This is a genomic window from Acinetobacter sp. YQ_14 (genome assembly GCF_043102985.1).
Lineage (GTDB): Bacteria > Pseudomonadota > Gammaproteobacteria > Pseudomonadales > Moraxellaceae > Acinetobacter > Acinetobacter venetianus.
Window position 1 is genome coordinate 118,099 of the sequence record NZ_JBICJJ010000024.1, and the last position, 24,534, is coordinate 142,632.

The 24,534-nt window shown below is 38.4% G+C and carries 20 protein-coding genes; 17 read left to right on the top strand and 3 right to left on the bottom strand.

The annotated features are described in order from the left end of the window. Positions 1-74 precede the first annotated feature (74 nt). Positions 75-698 (top strand): sterol desaturase family protein, encoded by a 624-nt coding sequence (locus ACF8D3_RS13770; protein WP_007479214.1) that lies wholly within the window; start codon positions 75-77, stop codon positions 696-698. Between the two features lie 73 nt (positions 699-771). Here the strand turns inward: ACF8D3_RS13770 and mnmG are convergent, their stop codons facing one another. Continuing rightward, on the bottom strand, positions 772-2,652 hold the full coding sequence (gene mnmG, locus ACF8D3_RS13775) for a tRNA uridine-5-carboxymethylaminomethyl(34) synthesis enzyme MnmG (RefSeq protein WP_392471932.1): 1,881 nt from the start codon (positions 2,650-2,652) through the stop codon (positions 772-774). Positions 2,653-2,904: 252 nt separating this feature from the next. Here mnmG and ACF8D3_RS13780 point away from each other — a divergent pair, with 252 nt between their 5' ends. From ACF8D3_RS13780 to ACF8D3_RS13820, 9 genes are all read left to right on the top strand, one after another. Then, a complete protein-coding gene (locus tag ACF8D3_RS13780; RefSeq protein ID WP_061518436.1) occupies positions 2,905-3,297 on the top strand; it encodes a hypothetical protein in 393 nt (130 codons plus the stop codon). A gap of 175 nt (positions 3,298-3,472) precedes the next feature. Continuing rightward, a complete protein-coding gene (gene prmA, locus ACF8D3_RS13785; protein ID WP_061515744.1) occupies positions 3,473-4,378 on the top strand; it encodes a 50S ribosomal protein L11 methyltransferase in 906 nt (301 codons plus the stop codon). 14 nt (positions 4,379-4,392) lie between these two features. Further along, positions 4,393-5,256 (top strand): DUF3426 domain-containing protein, encoded by an 864-nt coding sequence (locus ACF8D3_RS13790; RefSeq protein ID WP_004878574.1) that lies wholly within the window; start codon positions 4,393-4,395, stop codon positions 5,254-5,256. A 375-nt stretch (positions 5,257-5,631) separates the two neighbouring features. Then, positions 5,632-5,901, top strand: coding sequence for a DNA-binding transcriptional regulator Fis (gene fis / locus ACF8D3_RS13795; protein WP_001086304.1), 270 nt, complete (start codon positions 5,632-5,634; stop codon positions 5,899-5,901). 74 nt (positions 5,902-5,975) lie between these two features. Beyond that, positions 5,976-7,550, top strand: coding sequence for a bifunctional phosphoribosylaminoimidazolecarboxamide formyltransferase/IMP cyclohydrolase (gene purH, locus ACF8D3_RS13800; protein ID WP_392471934.1), 1,575 nt, complete (start codon positions 5,976-5,978; stop codon positions 7,548-7,550). A gap of 104 nt (positions 7,551-7,654) precedes the next feature. Continuing rightward, the gene (gene purD, locus ACF8D3_RS13805) at positions 7,655-8,941 is read left to right on the top strand and encodes a phosphoribosylamine--glycine ligase (RefSeq protein WP_278395877.1); all 1,287 of its coding nucleotides are present in this window, start codon (positions 7,655-7,657) and stop codon (positions 8,939-8,941) included. A gap of 598 nt (positions 8,942-9,539) precedes the next feature. After that, complete coding sequence (locus ACF8D3_RS13810) at positions 9,540-10,415, top strand: MetQ/NlpA family ABC transporter substrate-binding protein (protein ID WP_019384086.1); 876 nt, start codon at positions 9,540-9,542, stop codon at positions 10,413-10,415. 70 nt (positions 10,416-10,485) lie between these two features. Next, positions 10,486-11,511: a methionine ABC transporter ATP-binding protein gene (locus tag ACF8D3_RS13815; protein WP_023014318.1), complete on the top strand. Its 1,026-nt coding sequence runs from the start codon at positions 10,486-10,488 to the stop codon at positions 11,509-11,511. Then, positions 11,508-12,203 (top strand): methionine ABC transporter permease, encoded by a 696-nt coding sequence (locus ACF8D3_RS13820; protein ID WP_004878561.1) that lies wholly within the window; start codon positions 11,508-11,510, stop codon positions 12,201-12,203. Before ACF8D3_RS13815 ends, ACF8D3_RS13820 begins: the two co-directional genes overlap by 4 nt. Positions 12,204-12,256: 53 nt before the next feature. Here the strand turns inward: ACF8D3_RS13820 and ACF8D3_RS13825 are convergent, their stop codons facing one another. Together ACF8D3_RS13825 and ACF8D3_RS13830 are read right to left on the bottom strand one after the other, a co-directional pair. Then, positions 12,257-13,123: a hypothetical protein gene (locus ACF8D3_RS13825; protein ID WP_004878559.1), complete on the bottom strand. Its 867-nt coding sequence runs from the start codon at positions 13,121-13,123 to the stop codon at positions 12,257-12,259. Further along, positions 13,117-14,103 (bottom strand): hypothetical protein, encoded by a 987-nt coding sequence (locus ACF8D3_RS13830; protein ID WP_061393446.1) that lies wholly within the window; start codon positions 14,101-14,103, stop codon positions 13,117-13,119. The genes ACF8D3_RS13825 and ACF8D3_RS13830 overlap by 7 nt, the downstream gene beginning before the upstream one ends. Positions 14,104-14,472: 369 nt before the next feature. Here ACF8D3_RS13830 and gloB point away from each other — a divergent pair, with 369 nt between their 5' ends. The 7 genes from gloB (at position 14,473) to ACF8D3_RS13865 (ending at position 24,493) form a co-directional block, all read left to right on the top strand. Beyond that, positions 14,473-15,204, top strand: a complete 732-nt coding sequence (gene gloB, locus ACF8D3_RS13835) for a hydroxyacylglutathione hydrolase (protein ID WP_392471937.1) — start codon at positions 14,473-14,475, stop codon at positions 15,202-15,204. A gap of 297 nt (positions 15,205-15,501) precedes the next feature. Further along, entirely contained in the window at positions 15,502-15,708 is a 207-nt protein-coding gene (locus tag ACF8D3_RS13840) for a hypothetical protein (RefSeq protein WP_004878555.1), read from the top strand. A gap of 296 nt (positions 15,709-16,004) precedes the next feature. Then, complete coding sequence (ahcY, locus tag ACF8D3_RS13845) at positions 16,005-17,387, top strand: adenosylhomocysteinase (RefSeq protein ID WP_392471938.1); 1,383 nt, start codon at positions 16,005-16,007, stop codon at positions 17,385-17,387. 73 nt (positions 17,388-17,460) lie between these two features. Next, positions 17,461-18,297: a methylenetetrahydrofolate reductase [NAD(P)H] gene (gene metF / locus ACF8D3_RS13850; protein WP_392471939.1), complete on the top strand. Its 837-nt coding sequence runs from the start codon at positions 17,461-17,463 to the stop codon at positions 18,295-18,297. Between the two features lie 22 nt (positions 18,298-18,319). Next, positions 18,320-19,042: a 16S rRNA (uracil(1498)-N(3))-methyltransferase gene (locus tag ACF8D3_RS13855; protein ID WP_392471940.1), complete on the top strand. Its 723-nt coding sequence runs from the start codon at positions 18,320-18,322 to the stop codon at positions 19,040-19,042. A gap of 112 nt (positions 19,043-19,154) precedes the next feature. Further along, a complete protein-coding gene (locus tag ACF8D3_RS13860; RefSeq protein ID WP_392471942.1) occupies positions 19,155-22,031 on the top strand; it encodes an EAL domain-containing protein in 2,877 nt (958 codons plus the stop codon). Positions 22,032-22,222: 191 nt separating this feature from the next. After that, positions 22,223-24,493, top strand: coding sequence for an NADP-dependent malic enzyme (locus ACF8D3_RS13865; RefSeq protein ID WP_004878546.1), 2,271 nt, complete (start codon positions 22,223-22,225; stop codon positions 24,491-24,493). The last annotated feature ends 41 nt before the right edge of the window (positions 24,494-24,534 follow it).

The window sequence follows — 24,534 nt, forward strand, 5'->3', positions numbered from 1 at the left end:
AAACTGTCAGTTCAGTCAAAAGAAAACTTATTGTTTTTTCTAAAATCCAATTCATGTTTTAAGAGGTTTTTTACATGATTGGTTTTCCAGTAGGTATATTCGTTGCAAATGGCATGGAATGGTATTTTCATAAAGTGTGGTTACATGAGTTCCCAAGCAAAAATAGAAATAGCCCTTTCTTTACCCATATTGCCCATCACAAACGTGCACGTCTAAATGACTTTCATGATGAAGGCTATGCTGAATCTATGTTTAAAAATTCAGAAATGTATAATGAAAAATCAGCTTTAATTGGTTTAACCGTTGCATCAACAGTGTTTCTACCAGTAGCGCCTTTTTTTACAGCGGGTTTGTACTATGGCATTTGGAATTATTGGAAAGTTCATGCCAAATCTCATCTTGATCCAGAATATGCCAAAAAGCGCATCCCATGGCATTATGATCACCACATGACTAGCAATCAAAATGCAAACTGGTGTGTAACTAAGCCTTGGTTTGATTACATCATGGGGACTCGTGTTTTAACTGATGTATCGGATACCGAAACAAATCCTTTAGCGATTAAAATGCCATTATGGTTAGAAAAAAGAGTAAATCGCACTGCACGACGTCTACTTCCGAAAGCATTTGCTAAAATTGATAAGAATACACAAACAGATCAATTCAATTTAAGCCAAGGCATTGAAGTCGCACTTTAGAGAAGTTTAAGCAATAAAAAAGCCTAATCATAAAGATTAGGCTTTTTAGCAAAACCAACTTATTCAATAAAAATTAAGCTGTTTTCTTCGCCATATTATTTTTACGAATCGTAATCATCAGCAATTGAACTGCTGCTGGCGTCACACCGGGAATACGGCTTGCTTGTGCTAACGTTTCTGGACGTACTGTTTTTAGTTTCAATGTGATTTCACGAGACAAACCTGAAATATCATCATATTCAAAATCAGCAGGGATTCGGGTTTCCTCAAGACGCTTTAATTGAGCGACATCTTCGTGCTGACGGTTGATATACCCTTCATATTTCACAGCAATCTCAATCTGCTCACCAACTTGCTGAGATACCTCAGAACCTGTTAATTCAGCAATTTGAGTGAAGTTAATGTTTGGACGCTTAAGCAAATCAATTGCACTACATTCTTTACTTAAATCAGCACCTGTCATTTCAACAAACTTTTTACCCATTGGGTTGTTTGGTGCTGCCCATAAATGTTGTAGACGCGAAGTTTCACGCTCAACTGCTTCCATTTTTTCACTATAAGCAGCCCAACGTTCGTCATCAACTAAACCAAGCTCACGACCAATTTCAGTTAAACGCTGATCTGCATTGTCTTCACGCAACATCAAACGATATTCCGCGCGTGAGGTAAACATACGATATGGTTCTTTCGTTCCTAATGTAATCAAGTCATCAACGAGTACGCCCATATAAGCTTGATCACGTTTCGGCGTCCATTCTTCTTGCTCCCACGCACGGCGCGCAGCATTTAAACCAGCAAGTAAACCTTGTGCACCCGCTTCTTCATAACCCGTCGTACCATTTATCTGGCCAGCGAAATATAAGTTCTGAATCGCTTTAGTTTCGAGCGTGAATTTTAATGCTTGTGGGTTAAAATAATCATATTCAATCGCATAGCCTGGACGTAGGATATGCGCATTTTCCATACCACGGATCGAACGGACTAAATTAAACTGTACGTCAAATGGCAATGACGTTGAAATACCATTTGGATAAAGCTCGTGTGTATCTAAACCTTCAGGTTCAAGGAAAACTTGATGCGAATCTTTATCTGCAAAACGATGAATTTTATCTTCAATCGATGGACAATAACGTGGGCCTACGCCTTCAATCACACCTGTATACATCGGAGAACGATCTAGACCACCACGAATAATTTCATGGGTTTTTTCACTCGTATGTGTAATGTAGCAATTGACTTGTTCTGGGTGCATAGAGACATCACCCATAAATGACATCACAGGTGATGGAAAATCACCTGGCTGTGGAGTCATGACTGAAAAATCAACTGAACGTGCATCAATACGTGGCGGTGTACCTGTTTTCAAACGACCTACTGGTAATTTAAGTTCACGTAAACGATGAGCAAGTGCAATCGAAGGTGGATCACCTGCACGACCACCACTTGAGTTTTGTAAACCAATATGAATCACACCACCCAAGAATGTACCTGTCGTCAACACAACTGTTTTGGTATCAAAACGAATACCCATTTGTGTTACGACACCTTTAACCGTATCACCTTCAACAATCAGGTCATCAGCCGCTTGTTGAAAAATATCCAAGTTTGCTTGGTTTTCTAAGGTTTCACGAATCGCAGCTTTATAACGGACACGGTCTGCTTGTGCACGTGTTGCACGTACAGCAGCACCCTTACGTGAATTTAGGATACGAAACTGAATACCACCTTTATCAGCAGCCAACGCCATTGCGCCGCCCAACGCATCAATTTCACGTACTAAATGTGACTTACCAATACCACCGATCGCTGGGTTACAGCTCATCTGCCCCAAAGTTTCAATATTATGCGTTAACAATAATGTTTGTCTTCCCATACGTGCAGCAGCAAGTGCCGCTTCCGTACCAGCGTGACCGCCACCAATTACGATAACGTCGTAAACCTTAGGATAGTGCATAGTGGTAAATGTGTATTCAAAAAATGACAGAGTATTATACAGGAGTTTTCCATTAAATTGACAAAAACAGTCAATATTCTTGTTTTTAACACTCCGTTGAAATGACCACAAAATACACAAAAAGTAACGTTATGTTGCAATTCAACCCTACTGTTAACATAGCGCCCCATAATCGGTAACTTGAACACCACTGTTTTATTTAAGGAATTTCTTATCCTAGATAATGCATAACAAATACTTTAGGAAAATGATATGAACACTAAGCTTTTATTATCATCGCTAATTTGTGGCTTATGTTTCACAACAGTAGCGGCACATGCAAATACCAAATCAAACACAGACCAACTCGCTCAAAAGTATGTGCAAGTATGTAAGAGCAAAAAACAAGGTGATATGGTTTCTTTTGCTCAAAAAGGTGTAATTTTCAATGGTGTTTGTCAACCAAATGACGCAGGTAAATTAGTATTCCAACCACCAATGCCTGCAAACAATGCAATGCCTGAAACACAAAGTAAGATTTCAGAAACACAATCTGCACCTCGTCCAGTAAGCGCGCCGATGCAGGCACCAATGCAACATCAAATGATGCAGCAACCACCAGCAATGATGGCACCATCGGGTGATATGGATCAAACTGCTCCATAAACTTATATTTTCAGAAAAGGATGCTTAAATGCATCCTTTTTTATGGATTTTGAATACATAGATAGCTTAATTTCTAAAAAAATAGCCTTAAATTTGTAATCAGCTTATTTTATTGTCCCTTTCATGGTCATGAATCTATTACAATAATCGCAAATATATTTTCTTAGGTTTTCCTGTGAACTGGCTACAAATTCATATTACTGTTGATCAAAATCAAGTTGAACTCACCGAAACATTGCTTCTTTCTTTAGGTGCTGTCAGTGTGACTTTAGACGATGCAGAAGATCAGGCTTTACTTGAACCACTACCAGGCGAAACCCCTCTTTGGAATAAAGTTATCGTTACAGGGATCTACCAACAAGACGAAGAAGATCCAATCGACGTTGATACTTTAGAAGCTTTCTTAAAAGCTCAACTTCCAGATGTTCCAATGCGCCATGAGTATTTGGAAAACCAAGTATGGGAACGTGCTTGGATGGATTATTACGAGCCAATCCAAATCGGTGAGAAATACTGGATCGTGCCAGAATGGTTAGAACCACCTGAAGCAGACGCGACAAACATCAAACTTGATCCAGGTTTAGCATTTGGTACAGGTAACCATGCAAGCACCTTCTTATGCTTACAATGGTTAGGCAAAACCGATGTTAAAGACAAAATTGTCATCGATTATGGTTGTGGTTCAGGTATTTTGGGTGTTGCAGCATTGTTACTTGGTGCTAAAAAAGTTTATGCAACCGATATTGATCCACAAGCTGTGTTGGCAACAAAACAAAATGCAGAATTAAATGGCGTACTTGATCGCCTTTACGTTGGTCTACCTGAAGAGTTTGATCAGGAGTTCAATCAACAACAAGCTGATGTGTTAGTAGCAAATATTTTAGCTGCACCACTAATGGCACTAGCGCCTGAATTCTCAACTTTAATCAAAAGTGAGGGAGAGTTCGCACTTGCAGGTGTAATCGAAGAGCAAGTTGCTGATGTTTCTAGTGTTTACTCTGAGTTTTTTGATATATTAGACATCGAAAAGCGTGAAGAAAACTGGTGTCGCATTTCAGGAAAACGCAAAACAACAATTTGAGAATACTTTTTCTTATGAGTGAAAAACAGACCCGCTGCCCCAAATGTTCAACTGTGTACAAAGTGACCCTTTCACAACTCAGCGTTGCTCAGGGTATGGTTTGTTGCCCAAAATGCATGATCAACTTCAATGCATTGACCAATCTTTTAGATTCAGAGGCGAATGAAACGGTTCCTAGCACTACGAACCGTTCACTCTTTTCATCAATACAACCAGACAGCTCATTTGCAGAAAAACAAATGCAGATCTTAAGTATTTTTGATCAAAAAATTGAAAACTCAAATATCGACTTACTGACTTATTTAAATAACTTAAATTACTTTAATACCGAACCCGTTACAGCCCTTCCTAACCTAAATCTTTCGGAAGATGCCTTATTAATAGAGCACGAGCCAAATACCAAACAACACGGATGGCTTTATTACTCTTTATGGGGAATCGGCAATATTGTTTTAATTCTTGTATTTGCTTTTCAAATATTGTGGTTCAATCCAAAGCTTATGCATGAAAGCCCAGCATTGAATCGAATTTTCAATTATGCATGCGGTATTTTGACCTGCAAAACTTTAGACGAACAATATAAGTATCTCAGTTTTGAGAAAGTAAAAGTAAAACGTATCAGCAAAGATGAAACCAAGTTTTCTGGCGTGCTAATCAATCACCATGAAAACAGCATTTTGATTCCTTCTATTAAAGTTGTTCTAAAAGAAAAGGGTGAAACCATCACCGACATCACATTGAAGCCACAAGACTATCTTGTAGACAGTCTAAAAATGATTCAACGTATTCCATCAAACAGTCCTTTTAGATTCGAATTTACCATTCCAAAAAGCAAAAATAGCTTTGATGACTATAGTTTAGAAATTGTACAGCCCTAAAAGCATAAAAAAGTGACAAAAAAACAAAAAAAAGTGCAGTTAATTTGCTCACTTTTTCACAGACAGTGGTATGATACGCGCCACGAATGCTTTGACCTACATACTCCTCGTTATTTATAGACAATAAAATCGTTAAACGAACTGTGCTTCTATCCCATAAGCGCATTGTTGGTTTTTTTGTTTTTGAAAGTAGGCAGTAACAAATATTTAACTATTGTTACGCTTATTTTTTACACAAATCGAGGAATTGTGGCAAGCTAATAGTCCTTTTGTTTTAGAGTCACTGTTTTAGGATCTAAAACAGGGCTCAGTAATTTAGACCACATTTATATATCGCTTTACCCAAGCGATATTTGATTTTTCGGATTAACACGCATGAATAGCAAATCTCCTATTTTTACGGCTCAATCTGATGTCGCTCTTCGCATCCATGTAGATCGCGCAGTTCGTCATTATTTTGCACAATTGCAAGGTGAGCAACCATCTCAAGTTTATGACATGGTTTTAGCAGAAATGGAGAAACCTCTTTTATCTGTGGTCTTAGAATATACTCGTGGCAACCAAACACGTGCCGCTGAGATTTTAGGCCTTAACCGTGGAACTTTACGTAAAAAGTTAAAAGCTCACGGTTTAATGAGTGAATAATTGATAAAATGCTCACGTTCTCGTGGGCATTTTTTTATGCTTAATCTGTAGACTTCAAATTGTTGACTAAAATCATGACTATCAAACGTGCTTTAATCTCTGTCTCCGACAAAACTGGAATCGTTGAATTTGCTCAAAACCTTGTAGCTCTTGGGGTAGAAATCCTATCTACAGGCGGCACATATAAGTTGCTTAAAGACAACAACATCGCCGTAGTAGAAGTTTCAGAACATACAGGTTTCCCAGAAATGATGGATGGTCGTGTAAAAACACTTCATCCAAAAATTCATGGTGGCATCTTAGCTCGTCGTGGTCTGGACGAAGCTGTGATGCAAAAACACAATATTGATCCGATTGATCTTGTGATTGTGAATCTTTATCCATTTGCTGCAACTGTTGCAAAACCAAACTGCTCTCTTGCTGATGCAATCGAAAATATTGATATCGGTGGCCCGACAATGGTTCGTGCAGCAGCGAAAAACCATGCTTCTGTGGGTATTATCGTAAATGCATCTGACTATGACAGCGTCATTTCTGAATTAAAAGCAAATGGTTCATTGTCATACGAAACGCGTTTCGATTTAGCTGTTAAAGCATTTGAACACACTGCTCAATACGATGGCATGATTGCGTCTTATCTAGGTGCGCGTGTTGGTAAAGTTGAAGGTGAAGCTGACTTATTCCCTCGTACTTTCAATACTCAATTGAATAAAGCACAAGATTTACGTTACGGTGAAAATCCTCACCAAAATGCAGCATTCTATGTAGAAGAAAATGCAAAAGAAGCATCTGTTTCTACTGCGAAGCAATTACAAGGTAAAGAACTCTCTTATAACAATATTGCAGATACTGATGCAGCACTTGAATGTGTTAAATCTTTTGCAAAACCTGCTTGTGTGATTGTAAAACATGCAAACCCTTGTGGTGTCGCAGTTTCATTAGATGGCATCAAAGCAGCTTACGATCTTGCTTATGAAACTGATCCAGAATCTGCTTTTGGTGGCATCATTGCATTTAACCGTGAATTAGACACGGCTACTGCACAAGCTATTGTCGATCGCCAATTCGTTGAAGTGATCATCGCACCAAGCATTGCTGATGGCGTACTTGAAATCACAGGCGCGAAAAAGAATGTCCGTGTGATGGTGTGTGGTGAACTTCCAGCGATTGATGCTCGTGCTCCACAACTCGACTATAAACGTGTAAACGGCGGTTTGTTGGTTCAAGACCAAGACTTAGGCATGATCACGAAAGACGACCTTAAGGTTGTAACTAAGCGTGCGCCAACTGAACAAGAAATTGATGACCTTATCTTTGCTTGGAAAGTTGCAAAATACGTGAAATCAAATGCAATTGTTTATGCAAAAAACCGTCAAACAATCGGTGTTGGTGCAGGTCAAATGAGCCGCGTGAACTCTGCTCGTATTGCCGCAATCAAAGCAGAACATGCTGGTTTAGTGGTTGAAGGCGCAGTAATGGCATCTGACGCATTCTTCCCATTCCGTGATGGTATTGATAATGCTGCAAAAGCAGGTATCAAATGTATCATCCAACCGGGTGGTTCTATGCGTGACGAAGAAACAATTGCAGCAGCTGACGAAGCTGGTATTGCAATGGTATTCACGGGTATGCGTCACTTCCGTCATTAATACCCCGAAGTCCCTCTTTTCTGCGATGCCTTAGTCGCATTAGAGGGACTTTTTTATTCTTAACAGGTATATTCTTAAATACGGAAAAGGGAAATAACTTAATAATGAATATTTTAGTTTTGGGTAGTGGTGGCCGTGAACATGCACTTGCATGGAAAATCGCACAAGATCAGAAAGTGGCTAAAATTTTTGTTGCACCGGGTAATGCAGGCACAGCAACAGAAGACAAATGTGAAAATGTTGACCTTGATATTTTAAACAACCCAGCGATCATTGATTTTGCTAAAGCCAATGATGTTGCACTGGTGGTTGTTGGTCCAGAAGCACCGTTAGTCAATGGCGTTGTTGATGCTGCTCGTGCAGCGGGTGTTAAAATTTGGGGTCCAACTCAATATGCTGCGCAGCTTGAGGGTTCAAAAGCATTTGCTAAGCATTTCTTAAAACGCCATAATATTCCAACCGCTTTTTATGATGTATTTACAGAAGTAGATGCAGCTAAAGCCTATGTAGAACAAAATGGCGCGCCAATTGTTATTAAAGCTGATGGTCTCGCGGCAGGTAAAGGCGTTATCGTTGCAATGACCAACGAAGAAGCTTTTGCTGCAATTGATGACATGCTTGCAGGTAACAAGTTTGGTGATGCAGGTTCTCGCGTTGTGATCGAACAGTTCCTAGCTGGTGAAGAAGCAAGTTTTATCTGCATGATTGATGGTAAAAATATTCTTCCAATGGCAACCTCACAAGATCACAAGCGTATCTTTGAAGGTGATCAGGGTCCAAATACAGGTGGTATGGGTGCTTATTCCCCTGCTCCTGTTGTAACTGCTGACGTTTTCGAACGTGTCATGAATGAAGTTATGCGTCCAACTGTTGAAGGCATGGCTGCTGATGGTCATGTTTACACTGGTTTCTTATACGCAGGCTTAATGATTGATGAACAAGGTCAACCTCGTGTGATCGAGTTCAACTGTCGTTTTGGTGATCCAGAAACCCAACCGATTATGATGCGTTTAAAATCATCTCTTGTTGATTTAGTTGAAGCTGGTATTGATGGTAACTTACCAAGCGAAGCTGAATGGGATGAACGTAAGTCAATTGGTATTGTACTTGCAGCTGAAGGTTATCCTGAAACTGTACGTAAAGGTGATGTGATTTCTGGTATCGGACAATCTCCTGAAGATACAAAAATCTTCCATGCTGGCACAGCAACCACCGAAGATGGTCATATCATTACTGCGGGTGGACGTGTACTTTGCGTCACAGCATTAGGTGATACTGTACTCGAAGCCCAAATTAATGCGCTAGAAGTATGTGGTCAAGTGACATTCACGGGTATGCAATACCGTAGCGACATCGGCTATCGTGCAATTGCACGTGAAAAAGCTGAATAAGCCATTCTCTAAAGAGGCCTTCTTCGGAAGGCTTTTTTATTCCTGAAAATGCATAAAAATAAATTCTATATTCATTATTTAGATATAAAATTCAGAAAAATATATATTCATTATTCCACTGATTCAGCTCAATATCTTTTCTGAAAAATTTATAAAACTATCATCCATTTATGTTTACTATGAATGCAATTTCCCTCAAATAATCATACTCTTATACGCTTTAGTTCAATTTACGCCCCTATAACCTTATGTAAATTGTTGGTATCATTGCCCAAATTTTAGATGTTGTTTTTTTGTTAAACCGATGATCTTTTTCATTTATTTCAAATAATTAAGACATTGTAGTTTAGGGATTGAATTACAGCTAGATCCAAATTTGATGATGAAAATAATATGAAGGTTTCATTGTTCAAATAAGTTGTATTAAATTTGAACATGAATATTCATCTATTTTTATAATGTTGCAAGACGCAGATTTTAAAAGCAATTCACATGAATGTTTATGCATGATGCTAATTTGCAACATACAAAATTATTGCAATCACTAATGCTAGAGAAATACGAACCTTCTCAACATTATTTCGATTAGGATTTATACATGAAAAAGCTGATTGGTCTTTTTTTAAGTGTATCTGTGTTATTGCTTGCAGCGTGCAGCAAACAACCAGATACAGCATCGACTGAACAAAAAGGTGATGCTGGCGCGTTGCAAACTGTTGTAATTGCTTCTACTGGTTCTGATGCAGACATTTGGCGCTATATCGCAACATTACCTGAAACCAAAGCTGCTGGCGTTAAATTAGAAATTAAAAACTTCACAGACTATGTTGCAATGAATACCGCGGTTGCAAACAAAGAAGTTGATTTAAATGCATTCCAATCATATGCATATCTTGTTGCTTTCAATGCGGCAAATAAAGATAAGATTGCACCTGTTTCAACAACTTACTTAGAGCCAATGGGTATCTACTCAAGCAAAGTGAAAAAAGTTGAAGAGTTTGCTGAAGGCGCAACGATTGCGATTCCAAATGATGGTGCAAATGAATCACGTGCTTTATTACTTTTACAAAGTGCTGGCTTAATCAAATTAAAAGCTGATTTCGACCCTGTAAAAGGCACACCTGCTGACATCATTGAAAACAGCAAGAAAATCGTAATTAAGCCAATTCAAATGGCAACTGCTGTTCGTGTTAAAGACGAAGTGGATGCAATCTTGTTAGGTAATACGCTTGCAATGGAAGGTGGTTTAAACGTTCTTAAAGATGCAATCTTCTACGAACCAATCGATCAAAGCACAAAATTAAATGTGAACGTTTTAGCAACGGCAGAATCACGTAAAGATGATGCTGTATTGCAAAAGGTTGGTGCGTTGTATCACACCGAAGCTGTTAAGCAATATGTACAAGAACATTTTGCTGGTACTAAGGTTGACGTGAACAAACCAACAAGCTATCTCACAGAAGCAAATTCGTAATATAATCCTCTCAACGAAACAGGCAAAGTGACTTTGCCTGTTTTTTCTTTTTTGCTTAGTATTGACGAACATGATCCAATTTAAAAACATTTCGAAACACTATCAGCTAAAGGGTCAGACGATTAATGCGTTAGACCAAATTAATTTAGAAATTCCTGAAGGTAGTATCTTTGGGATTATTGGCTATAGTGGTGCAGGTAAAAGTACGTTAATTCGTTTGATTAATTTGCTAGAGCGTCCATCACAGGGACAAGTAATTATTAATCAAAAAGACTTTACTGCAATGGATGCGCGTACGCTTCGTCAAGAACGTGCAAATATCGGCATGATCTTTCAGCACTTCAATTTATTGCAAACAAAGACTGTCTCTGAAAATATTGAAATGCCGCTTAAATTACTTGGGCATAGCAAGGTTGAGCGTGAAAAGCGCTTAGCAGAATTATTAGATTTTATCGATTTAAAACATAAGAAAGATGCCTACCCTGATGAATTATCAGGAGGTCAAAAGCAACGTGTAGGTATTGCTCGTGCGCTTGCCAATCATCCTAAAATTCTACTCTGTGATGAAGCAACGTCTGCGCTTGACCCACAAACGACTAAATCTGTTTTAGCCTTATTAAAAAAGATCAACCAAGAGCAAAACATCACGATTGTCATGGTGACACATGAAATGGATGTAATAGAGTCAGTGTGTGATTATGTTGCGGTGATGGAATCAGGTCATGTGATTGAAACAGGTTCAACACTCGATATCTTTAGCCAACCCCAACATCCAACGACTAAAACATTTATTCAGACCGTGTTACAGCAACAACTCCCTGTCAATATTCTAAATAACCTTGAGCATAAGCATCATAAGAGTATCTATAACCTCCAGTTCTTAGGAACTTCAGCTCAAGAAACCGTTATTCAAGCGGTGATTAAACAATTTGATTTAAGCCTCAATATTCTTTTTGCCAATATGACTGAAATTAACGGAACTGTTATTGGCCAGATGTTTATTCAGCTCTTAGGTGATCCAAATATTATTCAGGAAGCAATTAAATTCCTTGAACAGCAAGGCGTTAAAGTTGAACAATCTGGAGTAAGCCAATGAGAGACTTCATCGTACAATGGCTAACAGAAGTCACAGCACCATTTTGGCATAGCTCACTGTCAATAGATCAATTCGTAACAGCTTTACAAGAAACATTTCAAATGGTGTTCTTCTCATTGTTGTTTGGTTGTATTTGGGGAATGATCCAAGGCATTACATTAGTCGTAACACGCAGTGGTGGTATTTTACAGAATCGCGCGGTTTATTATTTTCTCAATCCAATTGTGAATGCGCTGCGTTCATTGCCTTTCATTATTTTACTGATTGCAGTCATTCCATTAACCAAAATGATCGTAGGCACATCGATTGGAACATGGGCCGCGATTGTACCGTTAACGATTTATGTTGGTCCTTATCTCGGTCGTTTGATTGAAACCTCATTACTCGAAGTGAATGAAGGTATTGTTGAATCCGCTCAAGCGATGGGTGCATCACCTTGGCAAATCATTTTCAAGTTTATTATCCCTGAAGCTCGTAGTTCTCTGATCCTGAACTTAACGACTGGTACGATTTCTCTTATCGGTGCAACAGCGATGGCGGGTGCAGTCGGTGCAGGTGGTATTGGTGATTTGGCAATTTCTTATGGCTATCAACGCTTTGATACTAGTGTTGTGATTTTAACAGTTATTGTCTTATTACTTTTGGTCCAAATGGTTCAAATGCTTGGAGATTGGTTAGCTAAATTACGTTAATCAAGCTCAATCAAAAAGCACTCTTGTTTGAGTGCTTTTTTTATTTCAGCTCTCTATGGAAAGTAGATTTCGTTCGCAGCCTTGAATGTATTGACATGCAATGGAACTAAATCCTCAAGCTCCTGATATCCCCCCGCCAATACAAACAACATCGGAATTTTCATTTTTTTTGCCATTTCAAAAACCAATCGATCTCGTTCAAACAATAATTCTGTAGTAAACCATTTAGAACCATATTTATCCAGTTGATGACAATCCATTCCTGCTTGATAAATTATAAGATCCGCCTCCCAACGGGAAGCATAATTAAACGCTTCAAAGATCGCTTCTCGATAGAGATCAAAATTACCTTGTTTTGGATGAATATATCGGGTCAGACTGCGTTCATTCGCTTTACAGCCGAAACGGATACCAAAAATCCCAAAGTTGACTAGATTGGTCATTCGGTTGGTAAATATTGCTGTACCATCGCCACCATGCTGATCGCAATCCAAAATAAAGATTCTTTTTTCAGGGAGTTGCTTTGCTACCAGCGCTAAACCATTGAATGTGCAATATGCAGCGCCTGACTCATAACTTGCATGATGAAAGCCCTGTGCAATATTTGCAGCAATACCCTCTTTTAATGCGATTTCCGCTCCCAATAACTGCCCCGCCTGAACGGATAAAATCGCATCACGTAATTGCGTATTCCAAGGTTTAAACCCTTGCACCGTGGCAAAAGCAGATTCACCTGAGATAAAAGCTTCAACATATTGCGGATTGTGCAATTTCTTTAAAATTTCTACATCAATCATTCCAGGATCAATGAGCTCAACCATTTTATTTTCATACAGTACATCCGCAACTGCGGTCAATTTTTCCATGCTGTTGGTATGCGTTTGGGCATAATAGCGCGGAGAATAACAAGCTTTTAGCATGGATGTCCTACGCATATTTGATCTTGAGCAATTTCCATGAGTTGGCTCAACTCAGTTGTATCTGGTCGAAATAGCCCATTATCCACTTGCTGTTTAAAATGATAACCAAATGCACGCGCACGATTTTGCGGAGAAACAGCTAAAGTGGTTAACCGTAAAAACCAAAAACCGTTCATTTGTGAAATAGGAATGACATAACCTTTGTATTGCTGATTCTGATGTTTGTCCAAGTGATCTAAATCATAATTTGCAGAAAATAGACTCCCTGCAGGTAACCTTACCCCATTCATCATTAACGGCACTAAGCTGATACAGGAGTGATTGTCACCCATATTCATCTTTTCCATCATAATAGGCTGGTCTTGCTCATCTACAAAGATATTGATTTCACCTTGTCTGAGTAACCGATGATGTGCAATACGTAAGAAGAATTTTTCCGCCATTGGACATGAACCTACTTTTGGCTTTTCCTCCAAAGACTCACACTCAATCATTTCTAAATTTTTAGCATCTTGCGGGAGAATAATATCCGCGAGTAACTGACAAATTAAAATACTTTCTTCAAGTTCAGCATGTTGATACAAGGTTCTTAAAGTCGCTTGAAAATCAACTTCCTGCTTTAAATTCTGTGTAAATGTTTCTTGCGGATTGAGTTTTCCTAGGCAAGTTTGCACATCTGGATTCGTGTCCAAGTTGCGCCAAGTTCCTAGCTCCAAACCATATAAAGAAGCTTGATTTAAAATATTCTTTAAACCCTTGGTTTCATATTCTTCAAAAATTCTAAAGTCTTGAAAACCGATCAGATCACGCGGTTGAGAAACAAATTCTGCAATGACCCGTGTTGCTTGAGTATAACCACAGCCCCGACGCTCAGTTTGGTGACTAAAGTGCTCATTCAACATTTCGGTAAGCTTGGCAGACAAAGGGTGTAAATATTTTTTGAAGATAACAACAACTTCATGATCTACCAAATCAGACATAACTTCCCTCTCTTTCTTCTTATGATTTCCCTACATTCGATCTTATGCATTCACTCTATACTTATCTTATTCACTGTAATCTTTTAAATTATTTAGCTTAAATTAAATATCTGTTATTCGAGTCAAGATGAATGTAAATCATTAACTTATAAACCTTTTATATCATCTTTATTCAAAATACTACACTTGTCAACCATAAATATAATGGCTGATTTCAGTCGTCATATACTGCCCTAAAAAGTCAGTAAAACACATCGAACTCCTACAGCTTTTGCACTATGAATCTTTTACACTTAAACTAATACAATCGGTTAAATTTCATAATTGGCCGCACAATAACCTCTTGAAACAAAGATTTAGGATTCGGCTATGCATTATAAAATTCATGCAATTGACGTTAAAAACGCCTTAAAAAATTATATTTGGTTATTGGAAGATACGCATACCAAAGAAGTTGTTGTCATTGATCCTACTGAGGCACATCTTGTGACACAGTTCTGCGCCGAGCATCAATTGCAATTAAAGCAAATATGGCTGACACATTGGCATCGCGATCATACGGATGGAGTTTCAGGCTTATTGGCAGATCAAAATATTCCTGTTTATGGCCCTCGTGATGAGCTAAGTAAAATATCTTTAATTTCCAATCCATTACAAAACAATGATCATTTCCATTTTAATCATCTCAAAATTGAGATTATTGCAACTCCTGGTCATACTCTCGGTCATATCACCTATTTTATTGAAGAAATCGACAGCTTATTCTGTGGAGATACACTATTTGCGATGGGTTGTGGTCGTTTATTCGAAGGGACTGCCGAGCAAATGTATCACTCACTCAATCGGCTCGCAGCTTTGCCTATTCAAACCAAAGTGTACTGTACACATGAATATACATTAGCGAATGCCGAGTTTGCCTTAACCGTTGAACCACATAATGTCGCGTTGCAAGAACGCTTTAGAGAAGTTCAAGCACTGAGAGATGCGGGGCAAATCACACTGCCAAGTACAATTGAATTAGAGCTAGAAACTAACCCTTTCCTGCGTACAGAAAGTGCTGAAGACTTTACTCGAATTCGCAGTTTAAAAGATCAGTTCTAAACAAGAGCTTCCTCGCTGGGTACTCATTTTTCACTTTAGCAATAAAGTGAAAAATGAAATTATTTTTTTACATCTTTAAATACGAAAAACTTAACAATAGCAATTGCTTATTTTGCAACCAACGTTAATTTTATAATTAAAATACAAGTACATATAAAATATATTTTTTAAGATGATCTTTTTTAATTACTTCAGTTTTACAATATTTACAAGCCGAAAAATAAATATATGCATCACCCCTTTAAAAATTTTCAAGACACCCTTATTAATAATTACAAGTTCACAAGGAGTTCTGCTATGAAAAACAGAGTTGTTAAAGCAAAAAATTTAGTCGCTTTTCGTATTTGGTTAGAGAAATTAGGATATTCAGTTAAAAACTTAGCAGACAATCGTGGCTTTACTTTTAGTTTTAAAAAAGAATATGGTTTGGTGACTTGTGATCTTTCTGGTAATGCTTTAGCCATGCAACTTGGTGAAGAATTCGAAGATCATTTAAAAGCATAATGGTAAATTTTGCTGATTAGGGTTTCAAAAGGATAAGGAACCCTAAAATACGATTAACAATTTTTCTTTTATCTTTCCTCGCTGCAATCTCTCATTTTCTGACCATCTGACATAAAAATAACATTGGAACAAAAGTGATTTCCAAGTATTATATTGCCCTAGTCGAGGGATGCTGCGACAAGTGATCGTTACTAAAGATCAATTTGCCAGGCTCGACGATCGGTTGAACATTCGCTTTAACCAACAACGGCATCCGCGAACAGAATGATCCATACTATTTTTTCTAGGAGATCCTGATGAACGCGGTGAATGCTTCATTTACAGATTATAAAGTTGCTGATATTTCCCTTGCTGACTACGGTCGTAAAGAGATCAAACTTGCTGAAGCAGAAATGCCAGCTTTGATCGGCTTACGTAAGCATTATTCAGCGGCTAAACCTCTTGCGGGCGCAAAAATCTTGGGTTGTATCCATATGACAATCCAAACTGCTGTTTTAATTGAAACATTAGTTGAGCTTGGCGCAGAAGTCCGTTGGACATCTTGCAACATCTTCTCTACTCAAGATCATGCTGCTGCTGCGATCGCTGCAAGTGGTGTTCCTGTATTTGCTTGGAAAGGCGAAACTGAAGAAGAATACGTTTGGTGTTTAGAACAACAGATCAATGTGAATGGTCAGCCTTGGGATGCCAACATGATCTTGGATGATGGCGGTGACTTAACTGCACTTGTTCATGAAAAATACCCTGCGCTTTTAGAACGTATTCACGGTATTACTGAAGAAACCACGACAGGTGTTCAACGTCTGTTAGAAATGTGGAAAGATGGTTCACTTAAAGTTCCAGCAATCAATGTCAACGATTCAATCACAAAATCTAAGAACGATAACAAATACGGCTGCCGTCATTCATTAAATGATGCAATCAAACGCGCGACTGATATGTTGCTTTCTGGTCGTCGTGCGCTTGTGATTGGTTACGGTGACGTTGGTAAAGGTTCTGCTCAATCTTTACGCCAAGAAGGCATGATCGTTCGTGTGACTGAAGTTGATCCAATCTGTGCAATGCAAGCATGTATGGATGGTTACGAAGTTGTATCTCCATACAAAAATGGCGTACAAACTGGTAAGAAAGAAGACATCAACCATGATCTATTAGGTAACACTGATCTTGTTGTGACCACAACGGGTAACTACCATGTTTGTGACTCAGCAATGTTGGATAGCTTAAAAGCGGGTGCAGTTGTTTGTAACATCGGTCACTTTGACACTGAAATTGACACAGCATATTTGCGCGGTTATAAATGGGTTGAAGTTAAACCACAAGTCCACCAAGTGTATCGTTCAGAAGATGAAAGCAATTATCTGATCCTTCTTTCTGAAGGACGTTTAGTGAATCTCGGTAATGCAACAGGTCATCCATCTCGTATTATGGATGGTTCTTTCGCTAACCAAGTCTTAGGTCAAATGCATTTGTTCGCTGAAAAATTTGCTGATTTGCCTGCTGACCAAAAACAAGCTGCGATTCGCGTAGAAGTTCTTCCTAAGAAATTAGATGAAGAAGTTGCTGCTGCAATGGTTGTCGGTTTTGGTGGTGTGTTGACACAATTAACTCAAGTTCAAGCAGATTACCTTGGTGTTCCTGTAGAAGGTCCATTCAAATCTGACGCTTACAAGTACTAAGAAATAGAGGGCAGACGTTTTACGGACTGCCCTTTTTTCTAAAATTTCTAAGCAATTTTAAAAAGGATTTGAAATGACGAAAAGTGTTCCTATTTCTTTTGAATTTTTCCCACCAAAAACTGACGCTGGTGCAGAAAAATTACGAGTCGTTCATCAAGAGCTACAATTACTCAACCCTGAGTTCTTCTCGATCACTTATGGTGCTGGTGGTTCTACTCGTGAACGAACTTTAGCTGCAATTGATGACTTTAATGGTAAAGGCACGCCTGTTGCACCTCACTTGTCTTGTATCGGTGATGATAAAGCTCGTATCGCTGAGTTACTCGATTTGTATAAATCTCAAGGTATTGACCGTATCGTTGCGTTGCGTGGTGATTTACCATCAGGACAAGTTGGTCTTGGCGAACTCCCTTATGCACAAGACCTTGTACGTTTTATTCGTGAGCATTCTGGCGATCACTTCCATATCGAAGTGGCAGCTTATCCAGAAATGCATCCACAAGCAGAAAGCTTCGATGCAGACATCAAGCGTTTTGTAGAAAAAGTTCAAGCAGGTGCAAATGCTGGAATTACTCAATTCTTCTTCAATCCAGATGCTTATTTCTATTTCATTGACCGTCTAGAAAAAGCTGGAGTGAATATTCCAGTTGCACCAGGCATCATGCCAATTACAAATGCAAGCAACTTAATTCGCTTTGCTGATGGTACAGGTGCAGAGATCCCACGCTGGATTCGTAAGCAACTTGCAACCTATGGTGATGACAGTGCAAGCATTAAGGCTTTCGGTCATGAAGTGATTGTGAAGCTTTGTGAACGTTTAATTGCTGGTGGTGCACCAACACTTCACTTCTACTCAATGAACCAAACAGAACCAACTCGACAACTCGTTGTTGATCTTGGTTTGAACTAATTTGTAAGAGCCGTACCTAAGCATGAATCGTTTTTATATCGAAACTGAATTAAATACTGGAAATACAATCGAATTAACAGAATCAGTATTTCATCATTGGGTACGTGTGCTTCGAGCAAAAGAGCAAGAACAAGCCATCTTTTTCAATGGAAAAGGTGGTGAATACCTTGTAACACTCACTGAAATTAATAAGAAAAATGCCTTTGTTTCGGTTGATCAATTTAATGAGTTAGATCGAACTGCACCATTTAACGTAATTTTAGGTCAAGTCATGAGCAAAGGTGATCGCATGGATTATGCGATTCAGAAAGCAACTGAACTTGGTGTTACGACGATTCAACTCTTAACCAGTGACCGCTGTGAAATGCGTCTAAAAAATGATCGAGATCAAAAAAAATTAGACCATTGGCAATCTGTTGCTATCGCGGCCTGCGAACAATGTGGATTAAATAAAGTTCCCCAAATTCTTCCGCCGATTGCGCTGAATGATTGGGTAAAATCTGAATTGCCTACATCTCGTTTTGTGCTTGCACCAAATAAAAATCAAGAAAATGTTTTGCTAAAAAGTGACAATCATCTTGCTTTACTTATTGGCCCAGAAGGCGGTTTAAGTGAAGTAGAAATTGACACTGCCAACCAAAACAATTTTCAAAACTGGTGTATTGGAGATCGTGTTTTAAGGACTGAAACCGCTCCAGTCGTTGCTTTATCTATTTTAAATTATCACTTCAGCATGAAAGCATGATTGGCATTGCTTTCGATTTGGTTTAGCTGTAATTTAAAATAAAACGCTATTGTGTTTACAAAAAAACATAGACTGTGAACATAGATAAAAAATTAAAAGGACTATTCTTTATATGTTAGGGGCTCAGGAAAAAAATTTGCCACAATTTATCTATACGGATCAAATTAACTATCCTAATCATGTACGTTTATTTGTCATAAGCGTGTTTTGCCTCACTCTATTAGATTATGTTTTATTTGGATTTTTTTATTCATTCAACCTGAACGTTTTTTCAATTTGGACCGCACTAACACTCATTGTTCTACTTGTTTTTTACACTGTCTGCCATGTTTCTTTAAAACAATATTCTTCTGTCCGCTATGCAAAAAAAACCAATTTAATTTTTCAGGTCATTTGTTTCGTAACGGGCTTACTTCTAGGCTTGGGCGCAATCATCATTAATTACTTTTTAGCCAAAGATGTTCCAAACATTTCAAGCCCTCATCTTTTAACGTTAACCGCCTTTCTACTGACATCGTCTCATATCATTGCACTTACTTTTTTAACGCAGCATATCCGCTATTTCTTCTTATTTTTTATTCCAAGTATCAGCCCCTTAGTTATTTCACAACTATTGCATAAAGATCAAGAACACACCCTTTTCTATATAGCTTACTACCTCTCATTTTTCGCAACTTTGCTATGCGCTCAGGCGACATTCAAAATCCATAAACGTCTATTCCAAGTTCTAGAGAAAAATAAACAACTGATTGATGTAGCAGAACAGCACAATCAATGGACAGAAGAGTTATGTCAGCAGTTGCAACGTGAAGTTAACAAATCCAAAGACATCGAAGCACAATTACAATTTAATAATCATCTCTTAGAACAAAAGGTTCGTGAGCGGACATTTGACCTCACAGAAATGAATGAGAGCCTACAAGAGCATCGACAAAACTTAGCCTTTGCTCACGAAACAGCAGGTATTCGTCCTTGGGATTGGAATTTAGAAAACCACACTGTCGGCATTACCAACTCACATCTCAAAGAAGTAACTCGAAATTCAGAAAATCATTATTCACTACTCGAAAAAATTGTTCATCCTGATGATGCAGATCGTGTTAAAAATACGCTCTACAATCACTTATGCGGTTTAAATGATCGTTATGAGGAAACCTTTCGAATCAAGCGTCCGAATGGTGAATGGTCTTGGATTCATGATGTAGGACAAGTCATCCAAAGAAACCCTAAAGATGGGACTCCACTTCGTATGGTTGGTATTCATCGTGATATTAATCAAGAGAAAAAAGATCAAGAAAGACTTAAACTTGCAGCAAGTGTATTTGAACAAGCCTCAGAAGGTATTTTCATTTTAGATGACAACTTCCACTATTTAGAAATCAACCCCAAATACGAACAACTGACTGGTTTAGATAAACAATTTATTTTAAATAAACATATTTTTGAAATTACTAAGCAAAGTAAGCAACACCACCTTAATTTTCATCTTTCGATCCTTGATACATTATTTGAAGAGCATGAGTACGAAGGTGAATATCAAGAAACCTATGTTTCAGAAAAATCATGTTTCTTGTGGATGCATATCAACGCAGTTAAAGATGAGGCAGATCGTGTTATTAATTATATCGGTATTGTTTCAGATCAAACTGAACGTAAGCATCAAGAACAACGCCTATCTTATTTAACCAATTACGATACCCTCACCGATCTACCAAATCGTTTTTATTATCACCAACAACTGCATCAATACTTGGTAAATGAAGCTTCAATCCAACATCTTGCGGTCATTCGTCTCAATATTGACCGCTTTAGAGCACTGAATGAATTGCTAAGCAATCAAGCAGGTAACGAGCTATTAAAACAAGTGGCACAGCGTTTGCGTATCAGTAATATTGATGCATTGCTGGTTGCACACTTAAGTGCAGATGACTTTGCTATCATTTATGAAATGTCGCCGATTCATCCGCCAATTCACCAACTCTGCAACAATATTGTCGAGGCATTCAGCAAACCGTTTTATATTGCTGATCAAGAATACGTTGTCAGTATCTCTATTGGTGTTGCAATCTATCCCGAACATGGTAGACAAGTTGATAATTTAAATACTCATGCAGAACAAGCACTCACTGAGGCAAAGCGTTTAGGTGGCAACACAATTCGATACTATTCAACTGAACGAACCAATTTTGTTGCTAAACATACAGATTTAGAGCTAGACCTTAGAAAAGCAATTCAGAATAATGAGTTAGTTGTCTATTATCAGCCAAAAATTACAGCACAATCCTCTCATATCAGTGGTTTTGAAGCCTTAATTCGTTGGAACCATCCAACTAAAGGTTTGATCATGCCTGATATTTTCATCCCATTAGCGGAAAGTACCAGTTTAATTTCTGATATTGGCCGATTTGTCTTATATGAAGCGGCTAAGCAACTTCAGATATGGAAAAACTTAGGTTTTGCTGATATTCACGTTGCAGTAAATATCGTTGCACAACAGATATTACGTGGCCAATTACTACATGATATTGATGATGTACTAGAACAATATGCAATATCTGGTGAAAACTTAGAACTAGAAATCACTGAGTCAGCGTTTTTAGAAAATACTGAAAGTGTTAAAACAGTTTTATGTGCCATCAAAGAACGTCATATTTCGATTGCACTAGATGACTTCGGTACAGGCTATTCATCACTCGCCTACTTAACCGAATATCCAATTGACATTTTAAAAATTGACCGTGCGTTTATTTCAAAAATTGGCAATCCAAAACAAGATGCGATAGTTAATGCCATGATTGCGATGGGAAGAACAATTGGCTTAAAAGTCGTGGCAGAAGGTGTTGAAACTGAGCAACAAAGAGATTATCTGAAACGACAAAATTGTGACATATTACAGGGTTACTTATTTGCGAAGCCATTAACTGCTGCACATGCAACAGAATTTCTTCAAAAACATATGCAACTGTCAACCGCAAGATATTCCATTTAAAAGTAAATTTAGAGCATTTTGACAGTTTATTTTAAGCTGATTATAGATTGTCAATACGCATCTAGTTCACTGAAAATAAGCTTTTTTGACTGTGCGAAAGCATGAACTAGTGCTATATTCTTGTGCACTTATCTTAATATAATAATTAGACATATATATGCCTGATTATTATCGGAACAATCGAGACTCAGATGGACGATCAATCTTTAAAACAAGCCGCTTTGTATTACCATGAATTTCCAACTCCAGGAAAAATCAGTGTGACACCTAGCAAGCAGCTCGTTAACCAACGAGATTTAGCGCTTGCATATTCCCCTGGTGTTGCTGCTCCATGTTTGGAAATCGAACGTGACCCTTCAACTGCTGCGAAATATACAGCACGTGGCAATCTGGTCGCCGTCGTAAGTAATGGTACTGCTGTGCTTGGTTTAGGAAATATTGGTCCCCTAGCATCTAAACCTGTAATGGAAGGAAAAGGTGTACTTTTCAAGAAATTTGCTGGCGTAGATGTTTTTGATATCGAAATTGCTGAAAATGATCCAGATAAAATTGTTGATATCGTTGCTTCGTTAGAACCAACTTTTGGTGGTATCAACCTTGAAGACATCAAAGCACCCGAATGTTTCTACATTGAGAAAAAATTACGTGAACGCATGAAAATTCCTGTGTTCCATGATGACCAACACGGTACAAGTATCATTGTAGGTTCTGCGTTATTAAATGCTTTACAAATCGTGAATAAGAAAATTGACGAAATCAAAATCGTTGCTTCAGGTGCAGGTGCTGCTGCCCTTTCTTGTTTAGATTTACTTTGTGCTTTGGGTGTTAATAAAAAGAACATCGTGGTTGCGGACTCTCGTGGTCTACTTACAACTTCTCGCGAAGGACTTGACGACTCTAAAAAACGTTATGTTCAAGATATTCAAGCGAAGCAATTACACGAAGTAATGGCTGGCGCTGATATGTTCTTAGGCTTATCTGCTGCAGGTATCTTAACCAAAGAAATGGTTAAGGAAATGGCAGAAAATCCAATCATTTTTGCTCTTGCAAACCCAGATCCAGAAATTCTTCCTGAGCATGCACATGAAGTTCGTCCTGATGTAATTATGGCAACAGGTCGTTCAGATTACCCGAACCAAGTAAACAATGCACTTTGCTTCCCATACATCTTCCGCGGTGCACTTGATGTAGGTGCAACAACGATTAACGAAGAAATGAAAATTGCTTGTGTTCACGCAATTGCACGTATGGCACATGTTGAAGCTGATGCAGCAACTTATGGTGAGAAATCTGCTTCATTTGGTCGTGACTACTTAATTCCTCGCCCACTTGATCAACGCTTGATTTTAGAAATTGCACCAGCAGTTGCTAAAGCAGCGATGGATTCTGGTGTTGCATCACGTCCAATCGAAGATTTTGCAGCATATCGTCAAAGACTATCAGAGTTTGTTTATAACTCTGCATTCTTGATGAAGCCTATTTTCTCTCAAGCAAAAACTGATCCTAAACGTATCGCTTATGCTGAAGGTGAAGATGAGCGTGTATTACGTGCTGTACAAATTGCAGTTGATGAAGGTCTTGCTAAACCAATCTTAGTAGGTCGCACAACGGTAATTGAAGCCAATATCAAAAAATTAGGCTTACGTTTGCAACACGGTGTGAATATTGAAATCGTTGATCAAGAACAAAATCCGTTATACGAAGAATTCTGGAAAGACTATTATCAAACAATGCAACGCAAAGGTGTAACTGTCGAATACGCTCAACGTGAAGCTCGTCGTCGTTCAACACTGATTGCTGCTTTATTGGTAAAATTCGGCAAAGCTGACGGTATGCTTTGTGGTACGTACAGTAGTTATGACATTCATTTAGATTTCGTACGTAATGTAATTGGTTTAAAAGAAGGTCGTAGCACTTTCTTCACTCTGAATGCATTGATGCTTGAAGATCGTAATTTATTCATTGCAGACACCTATGTAAATACGAATCCAACTGCTGAACAGCTTGCTGAAATGACTATCTTAGCTGCTGAAGAAGTCCGCCGTTTCGGTATTACACCGCGCGTTGCGCTACTTTCTCACTCTAGCTTTGGTAGTGATCAATTTGATCCAAGCGCTCAGAAAATGCGTGAAGTTCACCGTCTTCTTACTGAACAAGCTCCAGAACTTGAAGTTGAAGGTGAAATGCATGGTGATGCAGCATTAGATGAAAGCATTCGTCACTTTGCCTTCCCTAATTCACGCTTCAAAGGTTCTGCAAACCTATTGATTATGCCTAACTTAGATGCTGCAAACATTTCATTCAACTTGTTGAAAGCAACATCTGGTAATAACGTAACAATCGGTCCAATCCTTTTAGGCGCAGCAAAACCTGTTCATATCCTTACACCAACGACAACAACACGTCGTTTAGTGAATATGACTGCGTTGACTGTTGCTGAAATTCAACAAAGTCAAAACTAATTATCTTAAGCGAAGCTTTTCGAGAAAAGCCTCGCTTAATG